Origin of the sequence: Salinarimonas soli (assembly GCF_008386575.1) — a bacterium.
GTDB lineage: Bacteria > Pseudomonadota > Alphaproteobacteria > Rhizobiales > Beijerinckiaceae > Salinarimonas_A > Salinarimonas_A soli.
The window spans coordinates 227,471-240,674 of the sequence record NZ_VUOA01000005.1 but is presented as its reverse complement, the minus strand read 5'-3'; the positions used below and the strand labels follow the sequence as shown (position 1 = coordinate 240,674).

General features: G+C 69.1%; 6 protein-coding genes. All 6 read left to right on the top strand.

Going from position 1 to position 13,204, the window contains the following annotated elements:
* The first annotated feature begins 193 nt into the window (after positions 1–193).
* The 6 genes from F0L46_RS02465 (at position 194) to F0L46_RS26545 (ending at position 13,202) form a co-directional block, all read left to right on the top strand.
* Positions 194–1,672 (top strand): protein adenylyltransferase SelO, encoded by a 1,479-nt coding sequence (locus F0L46_RS02465; RefSeq protein WP_149815427.1) that lies wholly within the window; start codon positions 194–196, stop codon positions 1,670–1,672.
* 266 nt (positions 1,673–1,938) lie between these two features.
* A complete protein-coding gene (locus F0L46_RS02460; RefSeq protein WP_149815426.1) occupies positions 1,939–3,711 on the top strand; it encodes an N-acetylglutaminylglutamine amidotransferase in 1,773 nt (590 codons plus the stop codon).
* Positions 3,712–3,713: 2 nt separating this feature from the next.
* On the top strand, positions 3,714–5,438 hold the full coding sequence (ngg, locus tag F0L46_RS02455) for an N-acetylglutaminylglutamine synthetase (RefSeq protein WP_149815425.1): 1,725 nt from the start codon (positions 3,714–3,716) through the stop codon (positions 5,436–5,438).
* A 37-nt stretch (positions 5,439–5,475) separates the two neighbouring features.
* Positions 5,476–6,669, top strand: a complete 1,194-nt coding sequence (locus F0L46_RS02450; protein ID WP_149815424.1) for an osmoprotectant NAGGN system M42 family peptidase — start codon at positions 5,476–5,478, stop codon at positions 6,667–6,669.
* Positions 6,670–6,775: 106 nt separating this feature from the next.
* A complete protein-coding gene (gene glgX, locus F0L46_RS02445) occupies positions 6,776–9,064 on the top strand; it encodes a glycogen debranching protein GlgX (protein WP_149815423.1) in 2,289 nt (762 codons plus the stop codon).
* 94 nt (positions 9,065–9,158) lie between these two features.
* Positions 9,159–13,202, top strand: a complete 4,044-nt coding sequence (locus F0L46_RS26545; protein ID WP_210247588.1) for a PAS domain S-box protein — start codon at positions 9,159–9,161, stop codon at positions 13,200–13,202.
* Positions 13,203–13,204 lie beyond the last annotated feature (2 nt).

Below are 13,204 nucleotides of genomic sequence, written 5' to 3'. Positions count from 1 at the left end.
CGCCGGGCCCGCAAAGATCAAGAGCCCTCTCACATCGACCATCGCACACGCCCTCGTCACGCTGTATCTGCAGCCTGACGAGGGCGTTTTCATTTATGGCCATATCCGGGTTCAGCTCCGGCCTCGGCGGCGCTCCCTTGCAAACGTGAAGCCCCGAACCGACCTGAGGGAGCCCCAGTTTCGGTATGCGGCCATGGCGATCCCCCTCCCCTTCGACAACACCTATGCGCGGCTTCCCGACCGCTTCCATGCGCGACTCGCGCCGACGCCGGTCGCCCAGCCCCGGCTTCTGCGCCTGAACCGGCCGCTCGCCGAGGCTCTCGGGCTCGACGCCGATTGGCTTGCGAGCCCGGCCGGCGTCGCGGCCCTCGCCGGCAACGCGGTGCCCCAGGGAGCGGAGCCGATCGCGGCCGCTTATGCCGGGCATCAGTTCGGCAACTTCACGCCCCAGCTAGGCGACGGCAGGGCCATTCTCCTCGGCGAGGTCGTCGGCCGCGACGGCGCGCGCCGCGACATCCAGTTGAAGGGATCCGGCCCGACGCCGTTCTCGCGGCGGGGCGACGGACGAGCGGCTCTGGGCCCGGTGCTGCGCGAATACATCGTCAGCGAGGCCATGGCCGCGCTCGGCATCCCGACGACCCGCTCGCTCGCCGCCGTCGCGACCGGTGAGCCCGTCTACCGGGAGACCCCGCTCCCGGGCGCCGTGCTGACCCGCGTGGCGGCGAGCCACATTCGCGTCGGCACCTTCCAGTACTTCGCGGCCCGCCGGGATGTCGAGGCGGTGCGGCTCCTTGCCGACCACGTGATCGCGCGCCATTACCCCGCGGCGGCGGACGCACCCCAGCCCTATGTGGCGCTCCTCGAGGGCGTCATCGAGCGCCAGGCCGATCTCGTGGCGCGCTGGCTCCTCGTCGGCTTCATCCACGGCGTGATGAACACGGACAACATGTCGGTCGCCGGGGAGACGATCGATTACGGTCCCTGCGCCTTCATGGACGCGTACGACCCCGCCACGGTCTATAGCGCCATCGACGAGACGGGCCGCTACGCCTACGGCAACCAGCCCCACATCGCCTTGTGGAACCTCACGCGCCTCGCCGAGGCGCTCCTGCCGCTCTTCTCCGGCGACGAGGAACGGGCCGTGGAAGCAGCGCAGACCGCGCTCGGCGCCTATGCGGGGCGCTTCGAGGCGAGCTTCAACGGGGGGCTGCGCCGGAAGCTGGGGCTCTCGACGGAGCAGCCCGAGGACCTCGTTCTCGCCCGTGACCTCCTGAACGCCATGGCGGCGAACCAGGCCGACTTCACCCTGACCTTCCGTGGATTGAGCGAGGCCGCTGCCGGTACGGGCGCCGACGAGCCCGCGCGCTCGCTCTTCGTCGACCCGACCGCCTTCGACGCCTGGGCGCAACGCTGGCGAGCGCGGCTTGGGGAGGAGGATACCGGGCCCGAGAAGCGGCGAGAGGCCATGCGGGCGGTCAACCCGGCCTTCATCCCACGCAACCACCGGATCGAGGCGGTAATCCGGGCCGCGACCGACCGGGACGATCTCGGTCCGTTCGACGAGCTCAACGCCGTCCTGGAGAAGCCCTTCGACGACCAGCCCCGTTACGAGGCCTATACCCTCCCGCCGGAGCCGGACGAGCGCGTGCTCCGGACGTTTTGCGGCACGTGAGCGCTCCGGCTCGCGAGTAGAGCAGAGTAGAAGCACGCGCGTCGAAAGATCACCGGCGTGGGGGCAGCCGATCGGCCGGCCCTTCTCCTCGGGATTGGACGCCGCTCGCGGCCGTTTCGTCGCGGAACGCTTTCGCAGGTGCGTTCGTTGTTCGGCAGCTGGGCGTTCGGCCCTGCCATCTCGACGTTTCCGCCCCGCACCATGCCTGCGCTCCCGCAGCGTGCCCCCGTGCGGGAGGTGGCTTGTGCATGGAGGAGAGCTGACGGATGTGTGGGATCTGCGGTGAGATCCGGCTGGACGGCGCCCCTCCGGACGTGACGGCCGTCTCGGCCATGGCCGAGACGCTTCACCGGCGCGGACCCGACTCCTCCGGCATCTTCGCCCAGGGGCGCGTCGCCTTCGGGCACCGGCGCCTCAGCATCCTGGACCTCAGCCCCGCCTCCCAGCAGCCCATGGTGGACGCGGATCTCGGCCTCGCCCTGGTCTTCAACGGCTGCATCTACAATTTCCGGCCGCTGCGGGAGGAGCTGCGGGAGAAGGGCTACACGTTCTTCTCGGACGGCGACACGGAGGTGATCCTCAAGGCCTACCATGCCTGGGGTCCGCGCTGCGTCGAGCGCTTCTACGGCATGTTCGCCTTCGTGATCTGGGAGCGGGACACGGGCCGGGTCGTGATGGCGCGGGACCGGCTCGGCATCAAGCCGCTCTACACGGCTGAAGCGGGCGGGCGTCTGCGCTTCGCATCGAGCCTGCCCGCCCTGCTCGCGGCGGGCGAGGTCGACACAGGGATCGACCCGGCCGCGCTGCATCATTACATGAGCTTCCATGCCGTCGTCCCGGCACCCCTCACGATTCTGAAGGGCGTGCGCAAGCTGCCGCCCGCGACGATCGCGGTGATCGAGCCGGACGGCTCCCGGCGCCAGGAGGTCTATTGGGAGGCTCCCGTCGGCGAGCGGGACGAGGATCGCGGCCTGTCCGAGGAGGATTGGCGCGACGCCGTGCTGGAGACCCTGCGCAAGGCGGTGGAGCGGCGTCTCGTCTCCGACGTGCCCGTGGGCGTTCTTCTCTCCGGAGGTCTCGACAGCTCCATTGTCGTCGCTCTGCTGGCCGAGGCCGGGCAGACGGGGCTCCAGACGTTCTCCATCGGCTTCGAGAGCGTCGGCGGCGAGGAGGGCAACGAGTTCAAGTACTCGGACATCATCGCGGAGCGCTTCGGCACCGATCACCACCGCATCCACGTGGACTCGTCCCGGGCGCTGCCGGCCCTGCAGGGCGTGGTCGCCGCCATGTCCGAGCCCATGGTCAGCCACGACGCGATCGGGTTCTACCTTCTCTCCGAGGAGGTCTCCCGGCACGTGAAAGTCGTGCAGAGCGGACAGGGGGCGGACGAGATCTTCGGCGGCTATCACTGGTATCCGCCAATGATGCAGTCGAACGACGCGGTCAGCGACTACGCCCGGGTGTTCTTCGACCGCGATCACGCGGAAATGGGCCAAGCCCTCTCGCCCCGCTTCATGAACGGCGACTATAGCCGCGCGTTCGTGGAGCGCCATTTCAGGCGCCCCGGCGCCGAGCGGCCCATCGACAAGACCCTGCGGATCGACACCGAGATCATGCTCGTCGACGATCCCGTCAAGCGCGTGGACAACATGACCATGGCCTGGGGCCTCGAGGCGCGCGTCCCGTTCCTGGACCATGACCTCGTCGAGCTCGCGGGCCGCGTCCCGGCCGCGCTCAAGATTCGCGACGGAGGCAAGTACGTCCTCAAGGAAGCGGGCCGGCGGGTCGTGCCGGCCGAGGTGATCGACCGGCCGAAGGGTTATTTCCCGGTGCCGGCGCTCAAATATCTGCGCGGGCCGTTCCTGGATTTCGTGCGCGACGTGCTCAACCAGCCCGCCGCGCGGGAGCGGGACCTCTTCCGCCGCGACTATGTGGACCGGCTGCTCGCCGAGCCCGAGGCCCACATGACGCCTCTGCGGGGCTCCAAGCTCTGGCAGGTCGCCCTTCTCGAATACTGGCTCCAAACCCATAGGGTCTGACGATGGCTGGCGCACATCCCCTCCCTGCCTCTCCCGTCGCTAACGGGGAGCAGGCGGTCCTTCCGGCACGCTCCAACGTCGCGGTCGATTGCGGTTGGGGCCGTCTTATCTTCGGCCACACCTTCCCCGAGCCTGCCGAGCTCGTCGACATGCTGCTGGACGAGGAGCCCGGGCGTCGGGACGTGGCGTTCTACGTCACCGAGCCCCATGTGATGCTGGCCCTTGCGCCGACCGAGATCTTCCTCGACCCGTCGCACACGTTCAGGCTCTCCCTCGACGGGTTCGACGCGGACGCGGCGGCGCCGGACGGCTTCATCGTGCGTCCCGTCGCGCAGGCGCACGACCTCGAGGCCGTGAACCGGATCTGCCTCACGCGGGGCATGATGCCGATCGTCCTCTCCGTCGCCTGGCCGCGCGGGGAAGACATGGTGCTCACCTACCTCGTGGCCGAGGATCCCGCGACGGGCAATATCCTGGGCGGCGTGACGGGCGTGGATCATTGCGAGGCCTTCGGCGACCCGGAAAACGGCTCGTCGCTCTGGTCGCTCGCGGTCGATCCGCAGGTGGCGCAGCCGGGCATCGGCGAGGGGCTCGTGCGCGCGCTCGCCGCCCGGTTCAAGGCACGCGGGCGAACCTACATGGACCTCTCGGTCATGCACGACAACGCGCAGGCCATCGGGCTCTACGAGAAGCTCGGCTTCGAGCGCATGCCGATCTTCGCCGTGAAGACGAAGAACTCGTTCAACGAAAAGCTCTTCATCGGGCCGACGCCCGACCTCAACCTCAACCCTTACGCGCGGCTTCTCACGGACGAGGCGCGCCGCCGCGGCATCACGGTGGACATCGTCGACGAGCCCTCGTCGATGTTCCGGCTGTCTCTCGGCGGGCGCTCGTTTATCTGCCGGGAAAGCCTGACCTCCGCGACGTCCGCTGCCGCCATGACGATCTGCGACGACAAGGCGCTCACCCGGCGCATTCTCGCGGGCGTGGGCCTCCGGGTTCCCGACCAGTGCGCGGCGACGAGCGACGTCGTCGTGGCCACCTTCCTCCAGGAGCACGGGGCGGTCGTGGTGAAGCCCGCGCGGGGCGAGCAGGGCCGCGGCATTGCAGTCAACCTCACCACCCAGGACGAGGTCTCGCGGGCGATCGAGGAGGCGCGGCGCTACTGCGACACGGTTCTCCTCGAGGAATATGTCGAGGGGCACGACCTGCGGATCGTCGTCATCGACTACAAGGTCGTGGCCGCGGCCGTTCGTCGGCCGGCGCAGGTGGTCGGCACGGGCCGGCACGACGTGCGCGAGCTCATCGAGAAGCAGAGCCGCCGCCGGGCCGCCGCGACGGGTGGCGAGTCGAAGATCCCGCTGGATGCCGAGACGGAGCGCTGCGTGCGCCTCGGCGGCTACGAGATGGATTCGGTGCTGCCGGCCGGTATGAAGCTTCTCGTGCGGCGCACGGCGAATCTGCACACCGGGGGCACGATCCACGATGTGACGGACGAGATCCACCACGAGCTCGTCGCGGCCGCCGTGCAGGCGGCGCGCGCGATCGACATTCCCGTGGTCGGCCTCGACCTCATGGTGCCGGACATCGCCGGCCGGGATTACTGGTTCATCGAGGCGAACGAGCGCCCGGGGCTCGCCAACCACGAGCCGCAACCAACAGCCGAGCGCTTCATTGACATGCTGTTCCCGCAGACTGCCGTCGCGGGACGCGTGCGGCGGCACTGACGGGAGAGCCGACGCGAGCATCGGGAGGCAGGGCAGCGTGAACAAGCCGTTCGGAACGACGTCGAAGCATGTGCGGATCGACGTCGAATACATGGTCGACTTCTTCAAGCGGCTCGTCGAGATCCCGAGCCCGGCGGGATACACCGATCAGGCGGTGCACTTCTGCGGCGGTGAGCTTGAGCGGCTCGGCGTCCCCTTCGAGCTGACGCGGCGCGGGGCCATCCGGGCGACGTTGAAAGGGCGGACGCGCGGCCCGGCCCGCGCCATCGTCGCGCATCTCGACACGCTGGGCGCGATGGTGAAGCGGCTCAAGGAGAACGGCCGGCTCGAGCTCGTCCCGATCGGCACCTGGTCGTCGCGCTTCGCCGAAGGGGCGCGCTGCACGATCTTCACCGACCAGAGGAGCTTCCGCGGGACCATTCTCCCCCTGAAGGCGTCAGGCCACACCTTCAACGAGGAGGTCGATACCCAGCCCGTCGCCTGGGACAATGTGGAGCTGCGGGTCGACGCCGTGGCCTACAAGGCCGAGGACCTGCGTCGGCACGGCTTCAATGTCGGCGACTACGTCGCGGTCGACCCGAACCCGGAGATCTCCACCTCGGGCTACATCAACTCGCGCTACCTCGACGACAAGGCCGGCGTGGCGGTGATGTTCGCGGCGATCAAGGCGATGGTCGACGCCAAGCTCAAGCCCACCGTCGACACCTACATGCTGTTCACGATCGCCGAGGAGATCGGGGTCGGCGCGTCGTCCGTGCTGCACGGGAACATCGCCGAGATGGTCACCATCGACAACGGGACGGTCGCGCCCGGGCAGGCGAGCCGCGAATCTGGCGTGACGATCAGCATGGCGGACTCGGCGGGGCCGTTCGACTACCACCTTACGCGCCGCCTCATCCAGCTCTGCGAGACGCATGACATCCAGTATCAGCGCGATGCGTTCCGCTATTATCGCAGCGACAGCGCCTCGGCTCTCGAGGCCGGCAACGACATCCGCACGGCCCTGATCTGCTTCGGCGTCGATTCCTCGCACGGCTACGAGCGCACGCACCTCAACGCCCTGCGCTCGCTCGCCGAGCTGTCCTGCCTCTATCTCCAGAGCGACATCCTGTTCGGGCGCGATGCCCAGGAGCTGGGGCCCCTCACCGGCTTTCCAACTCAGGATACGGAGGACGCCGAAGCCGACGGCACGATCGCCGATACGGCGACCGATCCGTCAGGCGGCGCCTGACCCGACCGCCTCGCGGAAAGCTGTGCGTTGAGCTTCGATAGAGCGGAGCCTTCGCCGCCCTTCGTGCGTTGGAAGAACCGGATCTCCCCCTCCGTTCCGGTGCCCGATGAATATCGAATCGAAGAAGCCCACGCCTGCGGCCAAGGCCGCCGCGCCCGAGGTCCTGCGCCGCTCGCGCGTCCGCGAGGGCCTTCCCTACCCTCTCGGGGCGACCTGGGACGGGCTCGGCGTGAACTTCGCCCTGTTCTCCGCCAACGCCACCAAGGTCGAGCTCTGCCTGTTTGACGGAGACGGCGAGCGCGAGATCGAGCGGATCGAGCTGCCCGAGTACACGGACGAGGTCTGGCACGGCTACCTTCCCGACGCGCGTCCCGGCACCGTTTACGGGTATCGCGTCCACGGACCCTACGAGCCCACCGCGGGGCACCGCTTCAACCCGCACAAGCTCCTGCTCGATCCTTACGCCAAGCAGATCGTCGGCAAGGTCGAGTGGAACCCGGCCCTGTTCGGCTACAAGATGGAGACGGTCGACGACCTCACCTTCGACGATCGCGACAGCGCGCCCTTCACGATGAAGTGCCGCGTCATCGACCCCGCCTTCACGTGGGGCCGCGACCGGCGCCCGGGCATCCCGTGGGAGAAGACGGTCATCTACGAAACCCACGTGCGGGGCTTCACGGTCCGGCACCCCGCCGTGGCCCCCGAGCTGCGCGGCACCTATGCGGGCCTCGCGACCAAGGAGATCGTCGACTACGTCGCCTCGCTCGGCGCGACGGCGGTGGAGCTTCTGCCGGTCCACACCTTCCTCGACGACAGCTACCTCACCGAGAAAGGGATGAGGAATTACTGGGGCTACAGCACGATCGGCTTCTTCGCCCCGGCCCGGCGCTATGCCTCGAACCCTGAATTCGCCTTCGCCGAGTTCAAGGAGATGGTCGCCCACCTCCACGACGCCGGCATCGAGGTGATCCTCGACGTGGTCTACAACCACACCGCCGAGGGCAACCAGCTTGGGCCGACCCTGTCGTTCAAGGGCATCGACAACGCGTCCTATTACCGGCTCGCGCCCGACCGGCGCTACTACATCAACGACACGGGCACCGGGAACACCGTGAACCTGAGCAACTCCCGGGTTCTCCAGATGGTCATGGATTCCCTGCGCTACTGGTCGCAGGAGATGCACGTCGACGGCTTTCGCTTCGATCTCGCGACGATCCTCGGCCGCGAGCCCCACGGCTTCGAGGAGGACGGCCGCTTCCTCGACGCCTGCCGGCAGGATCCCACGCTCGCCAAGGTGAAGCTTATCGCCGAACCCTGGGATTGCGGGCCCGGCGGCTACCAGGTCGGGCGTTTCTCCCCGGGCTGGGCGGAGTGGAACGACCGCTACCGCGACACGGTGCGGGCCTTCTGGCGCGGCGACGAGGGACAGATCGCCGAGCTCGCGGCGCGCCTGACGGCCTCCGCCGACCTCTTCAACAAGCGCGGCCGCAAGCCTTGGGCCTCCGTGAACTTCATCACGGCCCATGACGGCTTCACGCTGAACGACCTCGTCTCGTACGACGAGAAGCACAACGAGGCGAACGGCGAGAACAACCAGGACGGCCACTCGCACAACCTCTCGCACAATTACGGCGCCGAGGGTCCGACGAAGGACCCCGCAATCCGGGCGCTGCGCTGCCGCCAGATGCGGAACATGCTGGCGACCCTTCTCCTGTCCCGCGGCACCCCGATGCTGCTCGCAGGCGACGAGTTCGCCCGCAGCCAAGGCGGCAACAACAACGCCTATTGCCAGGACAACGAGATCTCCTGGGTCGATTGGGAGGGAATCGACGCCGACGGGCGCGCGCTGGCCGAGTTCACCCAGCGCGTGCTCACCATCCGGCGCGCCCTGCCCATGCTGCGGCGGGGCCGCTTCCTCACCGGCGCGTTCGACGACGAGCTCGGCGTGAAGGACGTCACCTGGCTTACGCCTGCAGGTGACGAGATGACGCCCGAGCACTGGGACGACCCGAACGCGCGCTGCCTCGGCGTCCTGCTCGACGGGCGCGCGCAGGAGACCGGAATCCGCCGCGTCGGATCGGACTCGACGCTGCTCCTCATCCTCAACTCCCACGACGACGTCGTCCGCTTCAAGCTGCCGGAAGCGGTCGGCGGCACGCGCTGGGTGCGCCTTCTCGACACCAACCAGGGCGGCGAGGAGGAGCTGACGGAACTCCCGTTCGGGCACGACTACGAGGTGACCGGGCGCTCGCTCCTGCTGTTCATTCTCAAGCCGACGAGGACGCGGGGACAGGGCACCGACTCGGAGCGCTCCTTCCAGCATCTCGTCCAGGCCGTCGAGGAGGCGGCCGCCATGCCCGTGGCATTCGGCCTCGACCGGCACGGCCGGGCTTGAGGCCGCGACCCGGCGGCCAAGTGGGGATCGAACGAGGGCGCTCCCGCGTTCTCGTACGATCGTCCACGCTCCAGGAGGAGGCGCCCTGCCCCGCATGAGCCCGCTCCCAGCCCCCTCCCCTGCCCCGGCCGACGAGCGGCTTGCCGGCGAGCTTGCCTACCGCGAGCGCCAGCATGCCCTTCTGGCCCGGTTCGGCGCGCAGGCCCTGAAGAGCACCGATGTCGGCGCGCTCCTCCAGACCGCGTCCGAGCTGTGCGCCGAAGGCTTGCGGGCCGAGATGTGCAAGGCGCTGGAGCGCCTTCCCGGGGACGAGTACCTGCTCGTGCGTGCCGGGGTCGGCTGGCGCGCCGGGGTCGTCGGCGTCGCGCGGGTAGGGGCCGACCTCGCCTCCCCGGCGGGGTTCGCGCTGAAGACGGGCGAGCCGGTGATCTCCAACCATTTGGGCCACGAGACGCGCTTTCGCACGCCCCATCTCCTCCAGGAGCACGGCGTCCGGCGGGCGATCAACGTGGTGATCCGGGGCGACGGGGAGGCGTTCGGCGTCCTCGAAGCCGATACACGCGACGAGGGGCGGTTCGACCAGGCGGACGTCGCGTTCCTCCAAGGTTTCGCGCACCTCCTCGGCGCGGCCATCGACCGGACGAGGGCCGAGGCCGCTTTGCGCGAGCGCGACGAGCTCCAGAGCGCGGTTCTGGAAGCGATCCAGGACCACGCCATCTTCACAACCGATCCCGCGAACCGCGTGACGACCTGGCCGCCCGGCGCGGAGGCTCTGTTCCACTGGAGCGCCGACGAGATCGTCGGGTTGGACGCCGCCGTGCTCTACACGCCCGAGGACTTGAAGGCCGGCGTGCCCGAGGAGGAGATGCGGACGGCGCGGGACAGCGGCTATGCGGTCGACGAGCGCTGGCACCAGCGCCAGGACGGCTCGCTATTCTTCGCCGAGGGCTCAGTCCGCCCCTTGCGGGACGGCGCCGGGCACCTGCGGGGGTACCTCAAGGTCGCGCGGGACATCACCCGTCGCAAGCAGGCGGAGGAGCGGCTCAAGTCGAGCGAGGAGCAGTTCAAGACGCTTGCGAACTCCATCCCGCAGCTTGCCTGGATGGCGAACCTCGACGGCTCGATCTACTGGTTCAACCGGCGCTGGTACGAGTTCACGGGCACCACGCCCGAGGACGTGCAGGGCTTCGGCTGGCGCTCGGTCCATCACCCCGATCGCGTCGAGCAGACGGCGGAGAGGTTCCTCGCGGCGCTCGAGGCCGGCGAGCCCTGGGAGGATACCTTCCCGCTGCGTGGCAGCGACGGCCGGTATCGCTGGTTTCTCTCGCGCGCCCTGCCGATCCGTAACGCCGCCGGCACGATCGTGCGCTGGTTCGGCACCAACACCGACGTGACCGAGCAGCTCGAGGCCGAGGCGCGGGCGAGCGAAGCCGAGCGGCGCCTGCAACTCGCCCTGCGGAGCGGGCGCATCGGCACCTGGTCCTGGGACTTCGACGGCGACCGCGTCGCAGCGGACGCCCGTCTGCGGGAGATGTTCGCGCTGGAGGCCGAGGGACCGATCGCGATCGCCGACTTCTTCGCCCGCATCCATCCGGAAGACATGCCACGCGTCGACGAAGTGGTCGGGACGGCACGCCGCGATCTCGGCGAGTACGACGTGGAGTTCCGCCTGGTCCTGCCCGACGGCGACATCCGGTGGGCTGTCGCCCGAGGCATCGTCACGGCGCGTCCGACGGGTGGCGCCACCATGGTGGGCGTGACGTGGGACGTCACCGACCGGAGGCAAGCGGACGCTCAGGTTCGGCACAGCGAGGAGCGCTTCCGCTCCGTCGTCGAGGCGACGGCGGCGATCGTCTGGATCGCCGTAGGCTCGGGCCAGTTCCGCGAGCCGCAGCCGAGCTGGAGCGCCTTCACCGGCCAGAGCGCCGACGCGCTCCGGGGCTGGGGCTGGCTCGACGCGGTGCACCTCGACGATCGAGCCGCGACGGACGAGGCCTGGCGGGAGGCGGTGGCGAGCCGCGCCATCTACAAGGTGGAGCACCGCGTGCGCCGGCATGACGGCGAGTTTCGGCACATGCTCGTGCGCGCCGTGCCGCTCCTGCGCGCCGACGGAAGCGTGCGCGAGTGGGTCGGGGTCCACACGGACATCACGAGCCGCAAGGAATCCGAGGAGGCCCTGCGCGAGACGGAGGAGCGCTACCGGCTCGCGGCCCGCGCCACCAACGACGCCATCTGGGATTGGGACCTCACCACGGATCACATCCGCTGGAACGAGGCCGTCCATACCCTGTTCGGCTACGCGGAGAGCGAGATCGAGCCGAGCTGGTCCTGGTGGCAGTCGCGCCTGCACCCTGACGACCGAGACGCGGTGGTGGGTGCCATCCGCGCCGTGCTCGGCAGCGGCGAGACGCATTGGACGGGCGAGTACCGCTTCCTGGAAGCCGATGGCGCCTATGCCAACGTCCTCGACCGCGCTTTCGTGCACCGCGACCGCGGCGGGCGCGTCCTGCGCATGATCGGAGCCATGCAGGACATCACCGAACGCAAGCGCTTCGAGGAGGAGCTTGCCGCAGCCAAGGAAGCGGCCGAGGAGGCGAACCGCGCCAAGAGCCAGTTCATCGCCAACATGAGCCACGAGCTGCGCACGCCGTTGAGCGCGGTGATCGGCTATTGCGAGATGATCGAGGAGGAGGCCGAGGATGTCGGCGCCGGCGAGTTCCTCGACGACCTGCGCAAGATCAACAGCAATGCCCGCCACCTGCTGACGCTCATCAACGACGTCCTCGACATCTCCAAGATTGAGGCCGGGCGGATGGAGGTCCATCCGGAAGACTTCGCGGTCGAACCCGTCGTCACGGAGATCGCCGAGACGGTGCAGGCCCTCGTCGAGAAGAACGGGAACGCGCTCGTCGTGGAGAGCGGCGCGGCCCTGGGCGTTATGCGCTCGGACCTCGTGAAGGTCCGCCAGTGCTTGCTCAATCTCCTGAGCAACGCCGCCAAGTTCACGGAACAGGGCCGCATCACGCTCTCGGCCCAGCGCCTCGACATCGAGGGCGAGGACTGGCTGGAGTTTCGTGTCGCCGACACCGGGATCGGGATGACGCCCGAGGAGATGGCGAAGCTCTTCCAGCGCTTCAGCCAGGCCGACGCCTCGACCACGCGCCGCTTCGGCGGGACGGGGCTCGGCCTCTCGATCACGAAGGCTTTCGCCGTGATGCTCGGCGGCGACATCTCGGTCGAGAGCGAGGCCGGGCGGGGCACCACCTTCACGGTCCGCCTGCCGGCTCAGGTTCCGGCGTCGGCCTCCAGCCCGCCTCATGCTCCCGACCTGCACGAGACCGCCCCGGACCCGGAGAGCCGGGCAGCCGACGACCGGCGCCTAGTTCTTGTGATCGACGATGACGCGCATCAGCGCGACCTCGTCTCGCGGTTTCTCACCCGCGAGGGCTTCGCGGTCCAGACCGCGAACGACGGAGATGCCGGGCTTCGCCTCGCGCGCGCCCTCGAGCCCTGCGCCATTCTCCTCGACGTGATGATGCCGCGGATGGACGGATGGTCCGTGCTGTCGGCGCTCAAGGCCGATCCTGACCTCGCCGATACGCCCGTGATCATGATCACGATGGTGCGGGAGAAGGCGCTCGGCTTCTCGCTCGGCGCCTCGGACTACCTCACGAAGCCGGTGGAGTGGCCCCGTCTGAAGGCGGCCCTGGACCGCTTCGGTCGGGAATCGGCGCCCGGTCGCGCGCTCATGATCGCCCGCGACGAGAGCACCCGGGCGGACCTGCGGGAGATCCTCGTGCGCGAGGGCTGGATCGTGGACGAGGCGGCGAGCGCGGACGCGGCGCTCGGGATCATGGAGGGCGATCCGCCTGACCTCGTCCTCGCCGACGTCGAGATGCCAGGCAGCGGCGGGATCGGGCTGATGCGCCGTCTGCGCAAGAACCCGGACTGGGCCGGTATCCCCGTCATCGCCGTCTCGGCGGGCGAGACGAGCGAGGACCAGCGCGCACGCCTGGAGGGCGAGGTGCGCCAGATCGTGCAGACCGGCGAGAGCGGATCGGAAGACGAGCTCGTGGCCGAGCTCAGACGCATCGCGGCGGCGCCGCAGCGGCCGCGCAGGCCGCAGGAGAGAGGATGAGC